This window comes from Mycoplasma sp. 4044 (genome assembly GCF_053851695.1).
This window is the reverse complement of the sequence record NZ_JBSQBD010000003.1, coordinates 19875-41726: the sequence shown is the minus strand read 5'-3', so window position 1 is coordinate 41726 and position 21852 is coordinate 19875. Positions and strand designations below refer to the sequence as shown.

The 21852-nt window shown below is 30.7% G+C and carries 19 protein-coding genes, 2 tRNA genes, 1 rRNA gene and 1 pseudogene; 22 read left to right on the top strand and 1 reads right to left on the bottom strand.

What is annotated here, in order from left to right; translation table 4 throughout:
• Positions 1 to 98: 98 nt before the first annotated feature.
• From ACWXVN_RS02890 to ACWXVN_RS02850, 9 genes and pseudogenes are all read left to right on the top strand, one after another.
• Positions 99 to 175, top strand: a tRNA-Arg gene (locus ACWXVN_RS02890).
• 235 nt (positions 176 to 410) lie between these two features.
• Positions 411 to 893 (top strand): hypothetical protein, encoded by a 483-nt coding sequence (locus ACWXVN_RS02885; protein ID WP_455979053.1) that lies wholly within the window; start codon positions 411 to 413, stop codon positions 891 to 893.
• A 69-nt stretch (positions 894 to 962) separates the two neighbouring features.
• On the top strand, positions 963 to 1487 hold the full coding sequence (locus ACWXVN_RS02880) for an adenine phosphoribosyltransferase (protein ID WP_455967774.1): 525 nt from the start codon (positions 963 to 965) through the stop codon (positions 1485 to 1487).
• Positions 1487 to 3313 (top strand): annotated as a pseudogene (pepF, locus tag ACWXVN_RS02875) (oligoendopeptidase F). Before ACWXVN_RS02880 ends, pepF begins: the two are co-directional and overlap by 1 nt.
• A 60-nt stretch (positions 3314 to 3373) precedes the next feature.
• Positions 3374 to 5119 (top strand): hypothetical protein, encoded by a 1746-nt coding sequence (locus tag ACWXVN_RS02870; RefSeq protein WP_455979052.1) that lies wholly within the window; start codon positions 3374 to 3376, stop codon positions 5117 to 5119.
• A complete protein-coding gene (gene uvrC / locus ACWXVN_RS02865; protein ID WP_455979051.1) occupies positions 5109 to 6803 on the top strand; it encodes an excinuclease ABC subunit UvrC in 1695 nt (564 codons plus the stop codon). Before ACWXVN_RS02870 ends, uvrC begins: the two co-directional genes overlap by 11 nt.
• Positions 6804 to 6991: 188 nt before the next feature.
• The gene (lepA, locus tag ACWXVN_RS02860; protein ID WP_438341346.1) at positions 6992 to 8788 is read left to right on the top strand and encodes a translation elongation factor 4; all 1797 of its coding nucleotides are present in this window, start codon (positions 6992 to 6994) and stop codon (positions 8786 to 8788) included.
• A gap of 8 nt (positions 8789 to 8796) precedes the next feature.
• Positions 8797 to 9756, top strand: a complete 960-nt coding sequence (locus tag ACWXVN_RS02855; protein WP_455979050.1) for an MSC_0882 family membrane protein — start codon at positions 8797 to 8799, stop codon at positions 9754 to 9756.
• Between the two features lie 15 nt (positions 9757 to 9771).
• Positions 9772 to 9999, top strand: a complete 228-nt coding sequence (locus ACWXVN_RS02850) for a YneF family protein (protein WP_438341344.1) — start codon at positions 9772 to 9774, stop codon at positions 9997 to 9999.
• Positions 10000 to 10769: 770 nt separating this feature from the next.
• On the opposite strand, the gene ACWXVN_RS02845 is transcribed toward ACWXVN_RS02850, so the two are convergent.
• Positions 10770 to 11321 carry an NUDIX domain-containing protein gene (locus tag ACWXVN_RS02845; RefSeq protein ID WP_455979049.1) on the bottom strand — a complete coding sequence of 184 codons (552 nt, stop codon included), beginning with the start codon at positions 11319 to 11321 and terminating at the stop codon, positions 10770 to 10772.
• Positions 11322 to 11404: 83 nt separating this feature from the next.
• On the opposite strand from ACWXVN_RS02845, the gene rrf reads away from it, so the two are divergent.
• The 13 genes from rrf (at position 11405) to ACWXVN_RS02780 (ending at position 21821) form a co-directional block, all read left to right on the top strand.
• Positions 11405 to 11509, top strand: a 5S ribosomal RNA gene (gene rrf, locus ACWXVN_RS02840).
• A 46-nt stretch (positions 11510 to 11555) separates the two neighbouring features.
• Positions 11556 to 11645, top strand: a tRNA-Ser gene (locus ACWXVN_RS02835).
• A 50-nt stretch (positions 11646 to 11695) separates the two neighbouring features.
• Positions 11696 to 12523, top strand: a complete 828-nt coding sequence (gene whiA, locus ACWXVN_RS02830; protein ID WP_455979048.1) for a DNA-binding protein WhiA — start codon at positions 11696 to 11698, stop codon at positions 12521 to 12523.
• Positions 12524 to 12525: 2 nt separating this feature from the next.
• Positions 12526 to 13329 (top strand): MAG0110 family membrane protein, encoded by an 804-nt coding sequence (locus ACWXVN_RS02825; RefSeq protein WP_455979047.1) that lies wholly within the window; start codon positions 12526 to 12528, stop codon positions 13327 to 13329.
• Between the two features lie 179 nt (positions 13330 to 13508).
• Positions 13509 to 14690 carry an acetate/propionate family kinase gene (locus tag ACWXVN_RS02820; protein ID WP_438341339.1) on the top strand — a complete coding sequence of 394 codons (1182 nt, stop codon included), beginning with the start codon at positions 13509 to 13511 and terminating at the stop codon, positions 14688 to 14690.
• Positions 14691 to 14808: 118 nt separating this feature from the next.
• Positions 14809 to 15210 (top strand): 30S ribosomal protein S6, encoded by a 402-nt coding sequence (rpsF, locus tag ACWXVN_RS02815; protein ID WP_455979046.1) that lies wholly within the window; start codon positions 14809 to 14811, stop codon positions 15208 to 15210.
• Positions 15211 to 15231: 21 nt separating this feature from the next.
• Positions 15232 to 15762: a single-stranded DNA-binding protein gene (locus tag ACWXVN_RS02810; RefSeq protein ID WP_438341337.1), complete on the top strand. Its 531-nt coding sequence runs from the start codon at positions 15232 to 15234 to the stop codon at positions 15760 to 15762.
• A gap of 15 nt (positions 15763 to 15777) precedes the next feature.
• Positions 15778 to 16032 carry a 30S ribosomal protein S18 gene (gene rpsR, locus ACWXVN_RS02805; RefSeq protein ID WP_455979045.1) on the top strand — a complete coding sequence of 85 codons (255 nt, stop codon included), beginning with the start codon at positions 15778 to 15780 and terminating at the stop codon, positions 16030 to 16032.
• Between the two features lie 62 nt (positions 16033 to 16094).
• Positions 16095 to 16646, top strand: a complete 552-nt coding sequence (gene yihA / locus ACWXVN_RS02800) for a ribosome biogenesis GTP-binding protein YihA/YsxC (RefSeq protein ID WP_455979044.1) — start codon at positions 16095 to 16097, stop codon at positions 16644 to 16646.
• A 50-nt stretch (positions 16647 to 16696) separates the two neighbouring features.
• The gene (locus ACWXVN_RS02795) at positions 16697 to 18688 is read left to right on the top strand and encodes a GGDEF domain-containing protein (RefSeq protein ID WP_455979043.1); all 1992 of its coding nucleotides are present in this window, start codon (positions 16697 to 16699) and stop codon (positions 18686 to 18688) included.
• Complete coding sequence (gene rplI / locus ACWXVN_RS02790) at positions 18669 to 19109, top strand: 50S ribosomal protein L9 (protein WP_455979042.1); 441 nt, start codon at positions 18669 to 18671, stop codon at positions 19107 to 19109. Before ACWXVN_RS02795 ends, rplI begins: the two co-directional genes overlap by 20 nt.
• A 12-nt stretch (positions 19110 to 19121) precedes the next feature.
• On the top strand, positions 19122 to 20570 hold the full coding sequence (dnaB, locus tag ACWXVN_RS02785; protein ID WP_455979041.1) for a replicative DNA helicase: 1449 nt from the start codon (positions 19122 to 19124) through the stop codon (positions 20568 to 20570).
• Positions 20571 to 20594: 24 nt separating this feature from the next.
• Positions 20595 to 21821, top strand: a complete 1227-nt coding sequence (locus tag ACWXVN_RS02780; protein ID WP_455979040.1) for a YitT family protein — start codon at positions 20595 to 20597, stop codon at positions 21819 to 21821.
• Positions 21822 to 21852 lie beyond the last annotated feature (31 nt).

Here is a 21852-nt window from a genome sequence, read left to right as displayed (position 1 = left end):
AAATGGCAAACAAAAAACAAAATATTTTTTGTACTTTTTCAATTAAACATAGTAAAATTACAAATGTAGCCAAAAGCACTTGACTACGAAAAAAAAGTGGTCGCGTAGCTCAGCTGGATAGAGTACGTGCCTTCTAAGCATGTGGTCGTGGGTTCGAGTCCCGCCGCGATCGCCATTTTTTTTATTCTTTTTTTCAAATTTAATTTATATAACAGTTTTTAAAATCAAATAATTCTCATTTTTTCGTTTAAAAGCAGCCGGGTTTGGCTGCTGCTTTTTTAAAACTAAAAAACGACTAAAAACAATACCAAATTAAGTAAAAAAAATACTAGAAACAACTTTGTTTTCGAATTACAATATTTGTGAAAAAAAGAAGTATATTCACTTTAAACTTCAATAAGGAGCAAATAATGAATTATTTTAGTCCCAACAAATTGATTAGTTATCTACAAACAGCAGCATTTTTGTATTTTTTCTCGTGATTCTTTAGTATGTTTATTTATGTTGGTATTTACATGGGTACATGAGACAAAACATTTATTGTTGCTAGAAATGCAATGATTATTTGCGGGATTTTGCTAAATTTATTGGTTTTAGGATTAGGTTATTTGATGTATTGAAAATATGAAAATGAATACAACACCAAAATCAAAATATCAGCTACTGAAGTGCTTGTAGCAAAACATAAGAGTCTACAAAAACACAAAATTTGACTCATTTTGTCAGTCTTTTTACCTGGTTTTGCAAATTTAATATTGGTTTGAATTTTTTGAGCAAGAGCCAACAGAGTTATTGCTGTTTTGCATAATAATTCAATAAGCAAAACTGATTTGGATTCATTTGATAATGTTAATAATCAAAATGATGATTCAAGAATAAAAGGAGATTTTTAGAATACTGCTTAGCAGTATTTTTTATTGCTTTGTCAAGTAAAGTAAGCCAAAAGGTATAATTTTAGTGTTATGGATAAGAAAGAACTAAAAGATTTGATTCGTACAGTGTACGATTTTCCCGAAAAAGGAATTGTTTTTAAAGATATTTCATACTTGTTAGCTAATGGAGAAGCTTTACATTACACAATTGATGAAATAGCTAAATTTACCAATGATGCCGATATTATCGTTGGACCTGATGCACGCGGTTTTTTATTTGGGACACCAGTAGCAGCTAAAACAAAAAAACCGTTTATTATGGTGCGTAAAAAAGGTAAATTGCCTGGCCCTGTGTTGTCTTGTGACTACGGGCTTGAGTATGGGCGCAATGTTTTAGAAATTCAAGATGGAATCACTAAACCAGGACAAAAAGCAGTAATTATAGATGACGTTTTGGCAACTGGAGGAACCTTAGAAGCAATCATTAAACTTCTAGAAAGAGAAAAAGTGGAAGTTTTAAGAGTAGTTGTTTTGATGGAATTAGATGGATTTGATGCAAGAAATAGACTAAAAGTTCCAGTTGAATCACTAATCAAAATTAACAAAGGAGAATAATGAAAAAATACAATTCATACAATGAAGTTCCTAAAGATTACAAGTGAGATTTAGAAGATATTCTTAAAGGGACAACACTAGAAAAATTACAAAAAGAGTATTTTGATTTATACGAAAAAATTATTGAACTTAAAGACTCCAAATACAGCTCTAAACAAGCTTATTTAGATTATTTAAAAATTTATGACAAAAAGCTTGAAGTAGATTTTAAAATCGGAAACTATTTATCAAATAAAAGAAACATCAACGTTATTGATCCTGAAATTAATAAATTGATTGCTGATTTTTCAAATAAAGATGATGATTGTGCAGCAAGATTAGGTTCTGAATTAAACAGAGTAAAACAACACAGAGCAAAAATTGAAAAATGAGTAAATGATAAAGATTTTGCAGCAGTTAAAAAAGACTTTGAAGAAGCCTTAAGTGCACTAGATCACAAGTTAAGTGATGAAGTTGAAAATTACTTAACAGAGGCAAACGGTGGTCACCCTTCAGTGCATGCTGTTTTTAGCATCTTAGAATCAAGTGAAGTTGATTTCGGTTATGCTGTTTCTTCAAAAGGTTACAAACAAAAAATTACTCGCGGAACTAGAATTAAACTAGCAAAGTCAAAAGATGAGCAAACCCGTAAAACAGCTTATCAAAATTACTTAGCAGGTTTCTATAAACACAAAGAAAGTTTTGCTAACTTGCTAATTCAACACTTTAAAGAATACTCAACTAGTGCAAAACTAAGAAAATACAACTCATCAATTGAAGCTTTGCTTTCGGATGACAATATCGACCCAAAACTTTTAGAAATTATCTATAACAATGTTGCTAATAATATGGCAATGTTTAAGCGTTTCAATAAAGCCAATAAAGAATTCTTCAAAATTAAATATAAAAAAGAACGTAAAGTTTGAGATAGTGCTTTAGATTTAGTAGATATTAAAAATGAATATTCTGTTGAAGAAGCAAAACAAATTTTTGTTGACTTGATGTCGGTGATGCCTACTCGTTATGCACAAGTTGCAACAAAAGCAATGCAAGAAAACTGAGTTGATTTTGTTAATGTGCCAAACAAACGTAGTGGTGCTTATTCAATTGGTGCTTCATACGGTCTAGACAAAAAATACATTTTGATGAATTTTAATGGTTCACTAGATTCAGTGGGAACGCTATGTCACGAAATGGGCCACTCAATGCACTCATACTTTTCAGACATTACACAGGACATTAAAAGAAGTCAATACCCAATCTTTTTAGCAGAAATAGCATCCATTTTTAATGAATTAATGCTAAACGATTACTTAATTTCTAAAGCTAAAAGCGACAAGGAAAAGTTTTATTTATTAGGTGAAAGCATTAATGATTTTGTCGGAACTGTTATTCGTTAAACTCAATGATCTAATTATGAGTACAATCTTTATCAAGCAATGGATCAAAAACAACCTATTGCTTCATACAAGGACTTAGAATCAATCTACATTGATATTGCTAACAAGTATGCAATGAGTGATAAAAAATCAAAACCTGGCGATCATATAAATATTTATTCAGTTACTGTGCCACACTTTTACTACAATTTCTATGTTTACAAATATGCTTTAGGCTACATTGTAGCTAATGTTTTCTACAACAAGTACAAAAAAGAAGGCGAAAAAGCACTGAACGAATACATTGACAAGTTTCTTTCAGCCGGAGATAGAGATTGACCTGCACAAATTTTAAAAGATGCCGGAGTCGACATTTATTCAGACGAAGTTTATAAAATGGCATTTGAAAATGTAGAACAAAAAATTAATACTTACATTAAGTTGGGTAACAAAATTTTCAAAAAATAACACATAAAAGCTGCTTTTGCAGTCTTTTTTGCTTTAAACGCAACAAGATAGGAGTTTTTGATGGCAACAAGTGAGAAAAATAGTAAAACAGAAGACAAGGCAAAAAAACTAGTTGTATACAAATATATTCATTTTGATAGCTGTGACTATATAAAATTGAAAAAAGACGAAGAGTCTAAGTATAAAGTGCACGATCTTCAAGATAATATTTATTATTTAACTAATTCACTGCGAAAGTTTATTACAGACAATGGAGACAACAAGGAATTCTTTAAAAGAACTAAAGTTATTAATGCGCTAAAAGGTGAAAATAGCTACAATAGAACTAAATATACTTATCACTTTGAATTTTGGTTAGAACGATATATAACTGATGTAAATTTCATAGTGATAAAGGCTACTTTTGACTTCCCGAATTATAAAATCGACAAAAGCATCGAAGAAACGCAAAAATCGATTCTTAATGATTTGAACACTTCTGCTACACGTGAATTTCTACATAAAAAAAAGAATCATGATTACATAAACTTTCAAAATTTTCTTATAAATAATGTTTTTGCAAAAAACTTTTTGTTTAGAAACAGCCTGAAAGAAGAGTTTAAGGAATGAGTTGCTGATAAAAAAAATAAAAAAAAACAAAATGAACATAATAATCAATTAAATACCATATTAACTTATGTGAGAAATGCTTTTACTTATGCATTTGTGTATGTCAATAAAAATGTAACAAAAGATATAGAGTCAATTAATGATCACAATAATGAAGATGCTCGTATGATGGCATGAAATTTTTGAAATTATGATCCAGGAAATACAGAAGTTTTAGCGAACACAAAAGAGGCGATAATTACTAAGGCTCATTCAATCATTACATATTTTTATTCTTTGGATGAGACAAAACATTCGACGCACTACAACATATTTGAAAGTGATTATAAAATTTTGTTTATCATTGCTTTAGTGCAAAAATGAGGCTACACTCAAGCGCTAAATATTTTAGACGATCTTATATCTTCATTTAAGAAAGTGAAATCCTCTAACCTTGGTAAAAACAAAAATGTAAATAATAAATTGGTTGATAAAACACGTAGTTTTGATGCTCTAAAAATTCACAAAACACTAAGCACTCTTGAATTTGGATTCGTGTCTAATGACAATCGTGAACAGCATTTTTATGAAAGACTTTATAGTGACTTCTATATTGAAAAAATAAAGAAAGAAATTCACGATGTTTTAGAAAGAGAATCAATAATCGATAGTTTAGAATCAAGAATCATAGTAAACCATGACAAAATAGATCAAATTCTTCGAGACAATAATCGTTTTATTAGAGATATTCGTAGTTCAAGAGCAGTTTCAACACTTTCAATTTTGACAAACGTTGCTGTAGGTGCGACTTTTACTCAGGTGTCACAATCTTTTATTGATGATAATTACCCAAATTTAAGTTATTTAAAATGAGTAATTTCATGCAGTATTTTTGCTTTTTTCATTTTACTTGCATTAATAATTTTCTTCATCATGGATAGGGGTAATGCAAAAGTACTTTTAAGCGATCTAAAAGAATCTTCTAAAAAAGCTGTTGAATTACTTTTAAAAAATGAGTGATTAATCTCAGATAATGACTCAGAATCTCACAAACAAAAAAATGAGCTAGTAGAACAATACAAGAATTATTTAGACAAAACTAAACGAAAAAGAAAAATTATTAAAGCTGCCAAATGTTTAAATGTTGACTATGATAAATTTAAAGCTAGTTGTGAAAAATCATTGTTAATTTTATTAAAGAGACAACATGACAATTAGCGACCTAAACGACATTCCACATTTGCCTGGAGTTTATTTTTGAAAAAATTCTAATTACGAAATAATATACATTGGTAAAGCAAAAAATCTTTACAAAAGAATGCGTCAGTATTTTTTAGGTGCTCTTAATTCTTATAAAACTACTAAATTAGTTGAAGAAATTGCTTCTTTTGAATTTGTTACCTTTCAAAATGAAAAAGAAGCCCTATTATATGAACAATTATCGATTACCAAGTTCAGACCGCGTTATAACATCTTGCTTTTAGATGATAAAAAATATCCATATCTAAAAATATCTTTAACTAATAAGATTAATATTCAAATTGCCTGAAAATACAAAAAAGAACCAAACACAATTTATTATGGACCATTACCACCAGGATATGGTTCTAGTGATTTAAGAAAATATTTAGAAAGTCAAGTTTTGTATCGAAACGGTTTTTTGATTGAAAATGAAAGTTATGAATATTGAAAAAATGCTTTTAATAAAATAAAATCGATTTTACTTTTTAAAGAGAAGAATTTTTTAAAGCAATTAGAATCTAATATGCAAGAAAGCGCATATAATTTTCGTTTTGAAGAAGCCGCTAGCTACAAAAGACTGATTGAAACTGTTAAAAAAATTCAAGATAAACAGTTGGTTGAATTGCAAAATTATGAAGATGTTGATATTTTCTATTTCGCAAGAAAAAATGAGTATGCAGTTTGAGGAATTCAAGTATATCGCTTCGGAACATTATTAAATAGCGAAACTGGTGCTCTTAACATAGTTTTTGATTTCGAAGAAACCATCAATGCATTTTTAAATGCTTTTTATGCCAAAAACCAAAAACCAAAAACAATATTTTTTAATCCTGAACTTAAAGATTTTGATTTTGACATAAGCCATGAAATCAAAAGTCAATATCCACAAAAAGGTCAGTTTGAAAAAATTATGGAAAATGTCAAAACTAATGTCAAAATAAAAGCTGACAATGAAATTCAAAAATTAAACAAATATGAAACTAAAACTGTTGCTAACGTTGAAAAATTACAAAAACTACTCAATATCAAATCAGCAAGAGACATCGTAGTTTTTGACAACTCTCATTTTGGCAATCAAAATCCTATTAGTGCAATGATTAGAATTATTGATGGAAACGTTTACAAAAGTGAGTATCGTAAGTTTAATCTGGAAGTGGTCGACTATCGCAAGGCAGATGTTGAGTATATGAAACAAGGGGTTCAAAAATTTATTGATATGACAAAAGATGGTCCTAAACCAAATTTATTGATTGTAGATGGCGGCGTTGCCCAAATTAATGAGGCTAAAAAGGTGCTAGCCAAAAACAATTGACAAGATGTCGATTTGATAGGTTTAGTAAAAAACGACAAACACAAAACTGACCACATAATAAATGCCAACAAGTTAGCGATAAAAATAGATGATATCGATTTGTACAATTTCCTTGCCAACATTCAGGAAGAAGTTGACAGATATGCCAAAGCAAATCAGTGAAAAAAATCCATTTCTTCAAGTTTAGAAGTAAGTTTATTAAAAATACCTGGTGTAGGTTTTAAAACTGAAGAAAAGCTTTTGACTCATTTCGGTTCTTATTCAGCAATTTATAATGCTTCGATTGAAGAATTGAAAAAAGTTGTTTCTGAGTCAGTAGCTTTCAAAATCAAAGAAATTTTTGAGTAATCAATAAATGATAGAAGGCTAAAAACAAAGCCTTCTTTTTAATTCATATTTTGAATTAAAAAAGACTGAAAAAGCACTCAAAATAAGTATCTTTTTATATTAAGATGTTTGCTAAAAAATATTACTTCTTTTTTATGTGTTTTATAAACACACAAAAAAATGGCGCTCTTTGATAAAATTAATAAACTATGACTAATAACAAAATAAGAAATTTTGCAATTATTGCCCACATCGACCATGGAAAAAGTACTTTAGCTGACAGAATTCTTGAAATAACTGAGACTATTGAAAAAAGAGATCTTGAAGCACAACACTTAGACACAATGGACTTGGAAAGAGAAAGAGGAATTACAATCAAACTCAATGCAGTCCAAATTAAGTACAAGGATTACATTTTTCACTTAATCGACACTCCAGGCCACGTTGACTTTACATATGAAGTTTCTCGCTCGCTAGCAGCTTGCGAGGGTGTTTTGTTATTAGTTGATGCAACCCAAGGTATTGAAGCTCAAACACTTGCCAACGTTTATTTAGCACTTGAACACAATTTAGAAATTATTCCTGTTATTAACAAAATTGATTTACCTTCAGCTGATCCGGAAATGGTAAAAAAAGAAATTGAGAATGTTATTGGCATCGATGCTAGTGATGCTATATTAGTTTCAGCAAAAACTGGACTAGGGATTGAAAATATTATTGATGCCATTATTAGTCGCATTCCCGCTCCAAAAGAAGCAGATCCTGAAAAGGAACTTACTGCCTTAATTTTTGATTCATACTTTGACCCATATCGTGGAGTTGTCTTGCTAGTTCGTTTGTTTAACGGAACTTTAAAAGTCGGTGATGAAATCTTACTAATGCATAATGACAAAAAATTCCACGTGACTGAATTAGGAATTAGAACTCCAAAGGAAATTAAAAAGGAACATTTAGAAGCTGGGGAAGTAGGATGAATTGCTGCTTCTATTCGTGACGCTAAAGATATTCAAGTTGGAGACACAATAACACTGGCTAAAAGACCTTCTCCATTGCCTTTGCCGGGATATAAAAAACTGAAACCGGTAGTTTACACTGGTTTTTACCCAGTTGATACTCGTGATTTTAATGATTTAAAAGATGCCTTAGAAAAAATTTCTCTATCTGACTCAAGTATTAGCTATCAACCTGAAACATCAAAAGCCTTGGGTTTTGGATTTAGAATTGGATTCTTAGGAATGCTTCATATGGAAATTTTGCAAGAACGTTTAGAAAGAGAATTCGGTCTAGATATTATCGCGACAGCTCCTAGCGTTGAATTCTATGTAACTAAGACTGATGGTGAAACCTTAAATATTACTAACCCATCATTATTGCCGGACAGAAACTATATTGAAACGATTGAAGAACCCTATATAAAAGCAAGTATTTTTCTACCACAAGATTACTTAGGTGCAATTATGGAATTGTGTCAAGACAAAAGAGGAAAATATATTGACCTTGAATATATTGATGATAATCGCCGTAGATTAATTTATGAATTGCCGCTAAATGAAATAATTTTTGACTTTTTTGATTTACTGAAATCTTATTCAAAAGGGTATGCATCATTTGAATATGAATTCATCGGATTAAGAGAAAGTGATTTAGTAAAAGTTGACATTTTATTAAACGGTGAAAAAATTGATGCCTTGGCTATGATTGTGCACCGTGATTCAGCATATGTGCGTAGTCGTGAGTTGTGTGAAAAACTTAAAGATGTAATTCCACGCCAAAACTTCGAAGTTCCAATTCAAGCTGCTATCGGTGGTAAAATTATTGCAAGAGAAACTGTTAAGGCATATCGTAAAGACGTTACTGCTAAATTGTATGGTGGAGATGTTACTAGACGTCAAAAACTACTGAAAAAACAAAAAGCAGGTAAGAAAAGAATGAAAGCAATCGGAAGTGTCGAAGTACCACAAGAAGCATTCTTAGCAATATTGAAAACAGACACATCGAAAAAATAGGAGAAAGAATGGGATTAAAACCTTTTGGGCAAAATTCGAACAACAATATTAAGACCGAAAATGCACTACCTAACAATAGTGCTTCATTACAAAACACTCAGTCAATATTACTAAACACAACAATTGAAGAAAAAACATTTGAAAGTTCAAAGAGAATTGATAAAAAAGGTGTCATACCTAATGGAATAATGCGTGTTTTCAATTCTCAAATCAGAGTTAAAACTTTTAATATCATCTGTGTATCTTTGCTTTTATTTGTTGCTTTTATCTTGTGCTTATTGTTTGCGTTTAAGCCAACACTTTTCATCGAGGCAACAGAGAAAAATCCAAATCCTTCTTCACCTTGAATTTGATACGTTTTACTAGCAATTGCTTCAATACTATTGACCTGAAAATTAATAATTGATGCAATTAGTTTAGTGAATTTAAAAAGAAGCATCAATGAGTATCGCGATGCCATTAATAAAGGTACACAAGAAGTTCCGGCATTTGTTTTGTTACTATACCGCAAACTAATGTTTAACCAAGTAACACATAATTGAATTACAATCGCCTTTGTATTTTATTTTGGTATTTTCACTCTTATTTTCTGAGCTTTGAAGGATGCTCAATGAATCAAATTTGATGGTGCAACTAGGGCTGATGGTTCGCAGGTATATGTCTTGGATTTCAAAACTTGAATTCACAACTCATTCCCTAACACTAATTTATGAATTGGACTGTTCTCTGCAATTATCGCAGTAGTTGTTTTAATCCATATTGTTTTTTCAATCTTAAGAAAAATAAAAATATCTTCTATTCAATCTTTTATGGGTTTAGGGGCCTTTAATTTCAATGAAATTGCAAAAGAAAAACGTAAATATAACATTACGTTAATGAAGATATTTATAATTTCAATATTAGCGGTTCTAATATTACCATTTATAATATATTTTATTGCTACACGTATTATTAGAAGAAAGAAGTAGCGAAAAGGAGTTTATATGTCAACAGGAGCAATCATTGCACTAGCACTAGGAATGGTGGCATTAGGAATTTTAATTGGTGGTTTTTTGGGTATGTGAATATCACAAAGAAAAATTAAAAAACAATTAGAAGAAAATCCGCCAATTAGTGAAAAACAAATTCGTGCTATGTTTATGCAAATGGGAAGAAAACCATCTGAAGCACAAATTAAGGCAGTAATGCGTTCAATGAAACAAGCAAAATAATAATAACTTTTCACAAGCACTTAGAAATTGGGTGCTTTTATTTTGCTAATTTTGAGTCAAATTTTGAATTTCTTATTGAGCTATGACTGGCTTTTGTTTGGAAAAATCTTTTACTTCCTTGCAACCATTAAAATTTTGGATGTAAGAAAAAGACACAAATTAGAGTGAATTATTTGCTGCTTTGAATGTTTTCTATTATTTGTTTTCGAGCAGTGGTTTCACTTATTTCTTTGTTGCAAAGGCCTATTTAAAACCAGTACTACACTTATTTTTAGTTGTATTTTCGTATATTATAGAGAGATAACAAACAAGTAAAATAGTTCTAAATCTTACTAAATTCAAGTATTACACTTGTTGTATTATCAATAACAATTGAATGTGTGGCCAAAATTTTGAGCTTTAAACTTTACAAACAAAAGGTGAGTGAATCACAACTGTCACTTGAACAACATTAGCACATGCAATACTAATAGTACTGAAATTTCGACTCTATGACTGAGAAAGAATCAAAAAATTTGCTACAAGTTATAAATAGCTAATAAAAAAGCATTTCATTAAAAATGAATTTTCTAAATCCAGTACTCATGTGATGAGAGTATTGTTTTTGATAGCTTTAATAGTTGAAATAAATAACTTCACTACTTTAATAAAAGTTTCAATCATTACATTAATTCTTACTGTTTCATTAATAGCAAATGAAACTGTGGCAATACATAAATTCAGAAACAAAATGTAAAAAACCTCAGTTGTTATGACTGAGGCCTTTTTTATTATATTAAGTTCATTTTTTGTTTGAAGAAATAATAGCAGTGCACTAATGCAGTAAGAACCATCCCACTATTAATTATGTTTTGTAATTCTTGTTCACTAGCTCAACGGTTGTAACTTATTTGTTCGAAAATACTTCCATCCCCCAAAGCTTCATGCTGCTTTAAGCCGGTAACATCAAAAATGTAACCAAAAACAATTTCATTTGCTTGTGTTGAAGCTAAAAACTTAAAAGTTTCAAAAACATTATTTTTGTTAACAACAAATCCCGCTTCTTCTTCAACTTCACGAATAGCAACTTTCAAACTATCAGTTTCATTGTTTTCAAATCCACCAGTTATTGGGCAAGGGAAGCAATCATCTCATTTCTGTTTTTCAACAATTTCAGGCAAAGGTTGATAACGAATTAAAAATTCAAATTCGTTATTTCCTTTTCTTCTAAATAATAAAACCGCTACTGAATTAACATTACGACGTTGAGCATAAACAAAACCTTTGTCAGTTTGGTATAAGGATAATCAATAAGCATCATGCAATAATTTATCTTTTTTCATATCCATTAATTATGAACTAAATAGAATACGAAAAACAAAAAATAAAAAATTGCAAATAATATTTTTTTGTGCTAGAATATAAACATAGCGACCAAAGCGAAGGTGTCCACCTGAACCCATTCCGAACTCAGCAGTTAAGCCCTTCAGCGCCGACGATACCTCCAAGGGAAAATAGGGCGTCGCTTTTTTTTATTATCTTTTTTAAGTATTGAACTATAATTTACAAATATATGTCGGTAGTTGCTCGAGTGGCTGAAGAGGTTTGTCTCGAAAACAAATAATGTAGCAATACATTCAAGGGTTCAAATCCCTTACTACCGGCCATTTTTTATTACTTTTGCAATTGCAAGGCTAAAATTTTAGTGGAGTAAAAAATGAAAGAAACATTTACATCAGAAATTAAACAAGAAATCATTAGTAGAAAAATCACTAAAAATGTTGCCGTTAATTTTATTCACGGCTTTTTAGCAACACAAAAAGATGAAAGCTGTTTCTTCACAATAAATAAAGAATATATAAGACAATTTGTTTTTCAAATTTTACAAACTTTGCAAATTGAATATAGTCAACCACGCAAAAATCAAATTAGTTTTGTAGTGCCAAAAGATATTAAAAAAGCCAATTATGTCAAACAAAATGATTACTTTGCCGCTATTTTTCTATTGACAGGCAGTGTTAGTGATGTAAGTCAAACCATGTACCACTTGGAAGTTAAGTTTTCAAGCCAACAAAAAGCTAAAATGATTCAGAATTTTTTAGAAAAATATGACATTTGTTTTCGATTAATTGAAAGAAAAAAACAATTTATTCTATACATCAAAAAAGTAGAAAGCATTTGCGATTTCCTTAAAGCAATAGGCGCAATTAATGCTTACATGAAGTTCGAGGAAGCCAAAATCAATCGTGACTATACTAATGCAGTTAATCGCTTAACTAATTTTGATTTTTACAACCAGCAAAGACTTGCGAGCAAAAATACTGATTTTTTAGTGCAATATCAATTCATTTTGGATAATAATTTAGTTAACCAATTTACTCAAGATATGTTAGACTTTTTCGAACTGAAAAAACAAAATTTAGATTTAGGTCTAAGTGACTTAGTTTTACTAATGTCGCAAAATGGCGAATTAAAGTCAAAATCAACATTGTATTATTATTTGAAAAAGCTATCAAAAATTTACTTAAATAATCAGGAGGGATAAACATGGATTTTGGTTCAAGAATTGATGATAACACTAACTATTTTGCTCAATCAGAAGCAACTAAATTGTTAAAAAAGAAACAAAACAAACTACTTTCAATCAGTTTGTTTTGATTTAGTTTGGGGATTTTTATCACTTTTCTATTTGCCGGACTATTTTCATACATTCCGGCTTTAGGAAAATTAATTGTTCGGCCTGAAAGCAAAGATACTTTTCAACCTTGATTAGTTATTTTAATTGCTTTAGCAGCTCAGATTGGCGTATCAATAGTTATTAGATCGTTCTTTAATATTAAAAAATTAGGTAGTATCAAAACAGTATGACTTGCAGTTGGGTATGCAATTTATGTAGCATCTTCAACCATAATTTTGACTATCATGGCCACCTTTTTGAAATGAAGTGGTTATCTTGATGGATCAACACTAACACTTTCATTCTTAATACCATTTGCAATTTTTGTTGTAACTGGTTTGTTAGGATATTTCGGAATAATCAAATTTGAAAAACTGTGACCTATTATAATTGTTTGTCTAGTTGCTAGCTTTATAGTTATGATAACAACAATGTTCACTGTTTTTAGAAATCAAAAAGCTTATTCTCTCCTATCGGTTTTATTTATTGTTATTGCAACAATATCAATAGGTATCAACTTCAGAGCAATAAGACTAGCAACTGAATCTACTAAGAATAACTTGGACAACGTTAGCATGTGAAATCTTGGACTATTTTTTGGTTTTGATTTGTACACCAATTTATACTCATTGACTTTACAAACACTTAGCTTGTTCTCTTATCTAAAAAGTTAATTAATGACAGGTTTTACCTGTCTTTTTGTTACTTTTTACTTTCCAAAAACATGACTAAAGTAGTTTGGTTTCAAAATGAAAATTTTAATTCAAATCAACTATTAACTTTCTAAGTTAAAAAAAATTAAAAGTCTTATAATTAAAAAGTATTTATAAAACACATTTTTAAGGAATATTATATGAGCAAAAAAATACTTGTTATTAATGCTGGTTCTTCATCAATGAAGTGATCACTTTTTACAAAAGATAAATTAGAATTAATTGCTTCAGGATTAGCTGAAAGAATTAATATTGATGGTAATTTAATTTGCAAATACCAAGGACAAAAATTTGAAAAGAAAATTGGACTAAAAAATCACGAAGATGCAGTTCGTGAAACTCTAGTTCAATGACAAGAAAATCACGTTATTGAATCAATTGATGAAATCGATGTTGTTGGTTTCAGAGTTGTTAACGCTGGTCCAGAATTGATGAAATCAATGATAATTGATGATTCAGTAGTTGAAACTATTGAAAAATACACAAAATTAGCTCCATTACACAACCCAGGAGCAATTCAAGCTATCAAAGCTTTTGATAAGTTATTACCAAATGCAAAGAAAACAATGAATACAGACACTGCTTTCCACGCAACTATTCCAGAAATTAACCACGTTTATCCAATTAATCGTGAAATTGCTAAAAAACACAATATCCGTAAATATGGGTTCCATGGAATTAGTCACCGTTACATGACTGAAAGATTAGAACAAATTTTAAATAAAAAACCGGTTAACTTTGTTAGTTTACACCTAGGAAATGGGTCATCACTATGTGCTGTTCGTGACTCAAAATCATACGATACTTCGATGGGATTCACACCATTAGCAGGGGTTATGATGGGAACACGTTCTGGAGATGTAGACCCATCAATCGTAGCATATTTAGCAAACGAGCTAAAAATTGACGCAAAAGCAGCAACTGACATTCTTAACAAAGAGTCAGGACTTCTAGGAGTAAGTGGAATCTCAAGCGATATGCGTGATCTAGAAGCAAAACAATTAGTTGATCCAAATGCACGTTTTGCACTAGACTTATTTGCCCAAAAAGTAGCTGATTATTTAGCGGTTTACTTGAACAAAATTGCTAACAAACCAGATGCGATCGTTTTCACAGCCGGAATTGGTGAAAATGACCCATTAACAAGACAAAATATTATCAACAGAATTCACTCATATAACGTTAAATTGAGTGAAGCAAATACCCAAAAATTTGACGATTACATTTTAATTAGTACACCAGATAGTGAAATTCCTGTGTATGTAATTAGAACAAACGAAGAATTAGTAATTGCAACTGATGCTAAAAACTTAGCAAAGTAGCACTAAAATAAGTCTTTTTCAAGTATAATAACATAGTTATTTTTTATAAATAACAATCAAGGTAAGTTAAACTCCTTGATCTAAAATTAGATCCAATTTAAAGTCCAAAAGGAGAACAATGGCAAAATACGAAATTATGGTACTATTGGATTCAACTGCTAACGAAAGTGTATTGTCATCACTTTTATCTTCAGTTTTCAAAAACAAAGCTGAAGTTACTAAGTTAGAAGAAACCCAATTAGCTTACCCAATCAAAAAGCAAAATACTGCACAATACTTTGTTGTTAAAGTAGATGCTCAAGGCGAAGAAATTAAAGAATTTGGACGTCGTGCAAATCTAGAAAAACAAGTTCTAAGAAACCTAGTAATTAATCTAGATACAGAAAGAGCATTACAAAGAAAACCAAAAGTTAACAGAGCTAAAAAGTTCCAAAAACCAAAAAAACAAGCAGATAGAAGACCAGTGGAAAACAGACAACCACGTGAAAAAAAAGACGCTAACGAATCTTCAGCTGAGTAGTTTTAACTAATAAGGGGTGTTATGAATAAAATTTTATTAATTGGAAGATTAACTGACGATCCACAAGGCGGAAAAACTAAAGCTGGTGATCGTGAGTATGCTAGATTTACACTTGCTGTTACAAGACGTCAATACGGACCAAATCCACCACTAACAGATTATATTTCTTGTGTTGCATTTGGAATAACGGCATCAAGCATTAACAAATTCTTAGACAAAGGGGCCTTAATAAGCATCGAAGGTTCTTTACAAGTAACTTCTTCAATTGCCAATGGGCAAAGAATTACAAACTATTCAGTTTTAGTTGATAGCTTTGATTTCCTTGAAACAAGAGAAATTGCTGAAAAACGTCGTAACAAAACAAACAACGATAATCCAAGACCAAGCTTCCAACAAACCCAGCAAAGAGTAGGAATTAATCTAGAAAATGCCTACGAAATGGATAAAAAACAAACTAACACTTCTTTTAAAAATGAAAGTTTTAGTCAAGACGAGGAAGAACACGTTGATTTTGATATTGACGATTTCCAAAACGTTTTTGACGAAGATTAATAAGGAGATTTTTATATGGCAAGAGTAGTTTCTAAAAAACCTTTTGTTCGTCGTCGTCCATGTCAATTCTGTCTTTCAGATCACCAATACATCGATTACAAAGACAAAGAATTGGTTGAAAAATATGTTAACCAACACGGAAAAATTCTATCTTCACGTATTACAGGAACATGTGCTCGTCACCAAAGAAATTTAGCTACAGCAATCAAGAGAGCGAGACTTGTTGCTTTACTACCTTTCATTGGAAGTAACAAAGTTAACAAAAAATAATTTTTAAGAGCCTTTTCGGCTCTTTTTCTTTACAATTTAAATAGTTTTTAAGGAGTCATATTATGTGAAATTTTATTAAAAGTGCTGACAAAATGGATTCTTGATATCAACATAACAATGAAGAAATTGCTTTTTGAGGTCGTTCAAATGTTGGTAAATCTTCGCTGTTAAATGCACTAGCAAATCAAAAAATCGCCAAAGTTTCTTCCACTCCTGGACGCACAAGACTATTAAATTATTTTCAAACTGATAATCAAAAAATTATTGTCGACTTACCAGGTTATGGGTTTGCAAAAATGTCAGCAAGCGAGCAAGTGCATATTTCTAAAATGATTGCCAATTACTTAGAAAAATCAAAAAATTTAACTAAGATTTGTGTTCTTATAGATTCAAAAATTGGAATTACTCCAATTGACAGCGAAATGATTGATTATTGCACCGAATTAAATCTTGAAATCTTGTTAGTAGCCACCAAAATCGACAAAGCGAATCAGAAACAATTGCACCAAACCAAAAAAGATATTCAAACACTGTACAGAGACATGGATATTATTTTTGTAAGTTCAAAAAACAAAAAAAATCTAGAATTACTCAAAGAAAAAATAGCCATTTAGTTATCTAACTAAAAGCCAGCTTTTTGGACTATAATAATATAGATATAGACATGAACAAAAAGAGTAGATCTAAAGCTTGAAAAAACATCAGAATATGATTGGGAATAACATTGCTTTTTGTTATTCCTTTTATTCTATTTTTTGTTTTTAAAAGTCTTTATAGTACTAACCAAACACTAAGCGTAGTTTTTATTTCAATTTTTTCAGCAATGATGATTGCGAGTCTTGCACTGTTAATTTACAACTTGATTGTCATTTTTCAGCGTAATAGTCTAATCAAAAACACACTGAATTATCATATTGAAAATGAAATTGCTAAAGAAGGGGTTGGAGTAGTAATTTTTGACGAAAGAACCAGAATTATATGAGTGTCAAAATTCATAAGTCAGCGTTTCGGTTCGTCAATAATCGGTAAAAATTTAAAAAATTATGTCGATTTTGACAACATTGATTCAGAGCAATTTTCGCGTAAGATAAATTACGAAGATTTTGACTATGAAATGAATGTAGACTTGACTAAGAATGTGGCAGTTATAAAAGATGTGACTGATGAATTGAACGTTTTTAGAATTTACGACAATGAAAAAATTACTTTTGGAGAAGTTGAAATTGACAATATGTCTTTATATCAATCGATTTATTCAGAAGAAGAAATTTTTAAAATTTATAATGCTGTAGTCAGTGTTTTAGATGATTTAACCGCAAAGCATGATTTTGTTTATCGTCGGTATGTAAATAACAATTTTTTCATTATTACAACTAATGAAACACTAAAAAAATTAATGTCTTTAGACTTTAAACAACTGACTAATATCGAATGTAATGATATTCGCGACAAAAATATAAGAATTCCAATTTCAGTAGGTTTTGCTTATGGCTTAGAAAAGTTAAATGATTTAACTGAAAAAACTAAAGATGCTTTAAGTCAGTCTAAGGCGCGTGGTGGTGATCAGATCACAGTAATCGAAAAAAATAACAAACCAATTTATTTTGGGTCACGTTACGAAGTTGCTCACACTACCAATAGAACAAGAATGGCCCACTTTACTGCTGAAGTGATGGAAAAAATGCGTAGTAGCAAGATAGATACCGTTTTAATTTATGGTCACAAACTTGCTGATTTGGACGCTTTAGGTTCAGCATATGCATTTTATCTAATTGCTCACTCTTTAAACAAAAGAGCCTTTATTCAAAATAAAACTTTTGATCCTACTTGTCAGCGATCAATCAACCGCTATTTAAACAAAAATCAAAATATTTTTATCACCCCAAAACAAGCAACTAAACTTAATAGTGATTCAACCATGGTTTTAGTAGTCGATTGTGCTACTGAAGATAGAATTGAAAACAAAAATGCTTTTAAAAACGTTTCTCAAGACAATATTTTTGTTTTCGACCACCATCGAATTAGTCGTAGTCCTGACTATGTTTTAAAACAGAATTTATATGTTGATACCGGAGCCTCAAGTGCATCAGAAATAGTGACTGAATTCATTATGTTTAGTCATAAACAAAAAGCAATAACAAATGAAGCAGCACAGATGCTTTTAGATGGTATTTACATGGATACCAATAGATTTTTAAAAACAACATCATCAAGAACATTCTTCGCTGCTAGTTTCTTAGAAGAACTGGGGGCTTCAAGTGCAACAAGTATAGAAACACTTAAAATGGACGAAAATGTTTATGAAATAGTAAGCAAAATTTTAAGTAATTTACGAGAAGTAAAACCAGGATATTTCTTGGCAACTTATGAGGGTGATGTGGAAAGCGATGTTGTTTCTATAGCGGCCGATGAAATTTTAAGAATTCAAGGAAGAAAAGCAGCATTTGTTGTTGCTAAAATCCCAGGAATAAAACAATATAAAATGTCAGCCAGAGGAATCGATACTAATGTTCAAATTATTGCTGAAGCTGTCAATGGAGGAGGACACTTTGCAGCTGCAGCAGCCGTTAGCGATGAAAATGAACCAATGGAAACATTTGTCGATAATATAATTCAAGCAATAGTGAGTGTGAAAAATGAAAGTTATAATAATTAAACCTTATCAAAAATACAAAGTTAATGAAATCATCGATGTAGCAGATGGTTTTGCTAAAAATTTCTTAATTAAAAATGGTTATGCCCAACCATTAAATGATGCAACTCTAAAAAACCGAAAAAACGTGCTTAAAAATTTAGCTGAAACTGAAAAACAAAGAATTCAAGATGCTGAGGCTTTAAAAGCACAAATCGAGAGCGTAACTTTAGAATTTGAGCTAAAAGTTAACAAAGATGTAGTTCATGGTTCAATAACAACAAAAAACATTGAAAAAGAATTACAACAAAAACATAATATTAAACTTCCAGCTCATTCATTAGCATCAATGAAAATTGCAACTTTAGGTATCCACGGAGTTCCTATTACTCTTCACCCTGAAGTTAAAGCATTCTTAAAAGTAAGAATCAACGAAGCAAAGTAGTAAAGGAGAAAAATGTCATTCAGTGAATCAGAGTTAAATAACATTCTTAATAATGAGATTTCATTACTAGGAATTTTGATTAGAGATTACAAAGTCTTAAGTGACATCAATGATTCAATCACTGATGATATTTTTTATTCTAAAAACAATCTTTTAATTTATAAAGCACTGTGTGAAATTTCAACTATCAATGAAGCGTACGATATTGAAGTTATCACTACCTTCTTAATCAAAAATAAGATTTATGAAAAACTAAACGAATTTGAAGACATAAAAGGTGAAGATTACTTTAATTATGTAATCGAAAACGCCGGATACAAAGATTTAATTTCGCAATATATTTCAGCATTAACTGAATTTGCTAAAAAAAGACAATTACTTTTAGCGATGGAAAAGGCACAACAAAACTTGCAAAGTCCAATGGAAGTTTCAAAAGTAATAAGCGAATTACAGCTAAGCTTGATTAATATTGATCTGAGTGAAAATAAAGCTCATTATCAATCCCTTTCAGAAGTAGTCCAGGAGACTACAACCATTCTGCACCAACGTCAAAATAATTTAGAATCAACTGGTTTAAAAGTTGGATACCGCAATCTAGACGCTTTGTTACTAGGCTTCAATCCGGGAGACTTAGTGATTTTAGCTGCGCGTCCTTCAATGGGTAAGACTGCTTTTGCTCTTAATATTGCAAGTAATGTAGCAGAACAAAATAAAACTGTTCTTTTCTTCAGTTTAGAAATGACTAACCAGCAGCTTGTTGAAAGAATGGTTTCAATGAATTCTTGAGTAAAGTTATCGAATATGAAATCTGGTGCCGTCACTGAAGAAGATTGAATCAAGATTGATGCAACGACTGAAAAATTTCAAAATTGACATTTTTACCTAAATGACAAATCAGCTTTAACGTTGAATGATTTAATTGCTATTTGTCGTCGTTTTAGTCGTGTGAGGCAGATTGATTTAATAGTTATTGATTATCTGCAATTAATTACTGATTCGAAAACAAGTTCAGACAATCGTCAGTTAGAAATTTCTAAGATATCACGTTCATTAAAACAGTTAGCTAAAGAATTGGCTTGCCCTATCATTTCGCTAAGTCAATTATCAAGAAGAGTTGAAATGCGTGAAGACAAAAAACCAGTACTTTCTGATTTACGTGAGTCAGGATCAATTGAGCAAGATGCCGATAGTGTCTTATTCTTATATCGTCCTGATTATTATCGCTTAGATAAAAAAGCAAATTCACTTGGTGATTTTAATGATACAACTTCTACATCAAAGCAATCACCACTAACCTTTACCCTTACAGTTGACAGTTCTTCAAATTTAACTTTTGAAGCATCTTTAACTTATGTCATTGTGGCAAAAAACCGGAACGGTGCAACAGGAGAAGCAGAAATTCTTTTCTTCCGTGAAGCTAACAAATTTAAAGACAAAGATACTCAAGAAAATAATTTTTAAAACTTAATAAATGAAAGGAGATGAATGCCTAAATTACACTTTTTAAAAAATAAAAAAACCGAGCAAAGCCTTTCAAGTTCGCAATCTAAGAATAAAAAAACAAAAGAAGAAAAAAGGGCCGAAAAGATTCTTAACCGCGAAAAAAAACAGCTTGCTGATGCTGAATGAAAAGCAATAATGAATCCATACAATGTCAACATGATCAATGTCTGAAGAAAATTCCCAATGAAAGTAATTATCATGTTTCTTTCGGCATTTTTCTGAAACCTAGCTGTCGGAACATTTTTAGGTAAGGCTGCAGCTGTTTCTACTGGAGTTTCTGCTCTTACACAAATTATTACTTATACAATGGACTGAGGAAGATACTTTGGATTTTTCTATGTGCTTTTAAACTTACCAATCATCTTTTTCTTTTGAAAAAGAAATCCTCGACTTTTCATGGTATTAACAATTTATTGAATGATTTTCCAAGTTATTATCCAGTTAATTATCGGTAATATCAAAGTTATTGATAATTTCATTAAGGCTGAAGTTACCATTTACTCTCCGCACATTGATGGTCTTAAAGAGGGTACAAAAACCTACTGAAGAGCATTTAATTATGATGGAGCAGCAGCAAATGGAGTATACGATGGACAAACTTGACCTATTTTTGCTTATGCATTTATTGGGGCCGCTTTGGATGGTCTAGCTTCTGGAATTGCTTGAAAAGGTGGGGGTTCAATTGCTGGTTCTAATATTATCATCTACTATATCTCAAGAGTTAAAAAGATTTCGGTAGGTAAAGTTGGAATCATCGTCAACTTGTGTATTGCCACATTTTCAACTATTGTGTTAGGTGGACTAGAAATTGGTAATTTGATTAAATCTCGCCCTTGAAGAGTTGAAGATCAGCCACAAACAAGATTTATAGTTAGAGTCATAGCAACAATTCTATACATTGGTCTATACAATGTTGTTGTTGATAAAGTTTATCCAAAATACAAAAAAATCAAATTTGAAATATATTCAACAAGACTTGAAAAGATTTCAATGAAATTGCGTGAAACAGATTTTGCTCACTCATGAAATATTTACTATGGAACTAGTGGTAAAACACACAAAGACATTGGAAGAATTGAAATTACATCGCTGTATTTAGAAAAAGATTTCATCATTTCTTTGATTCACTCAGTGGACAAATATGCTTGAATTAGTGTAGTTCCGATAAGTGAAGTTAAAGGAAAATTTAATACTAGCTCGATCGATTAAAATATTGTCTTAACGGCAATGTTTTTTTGTA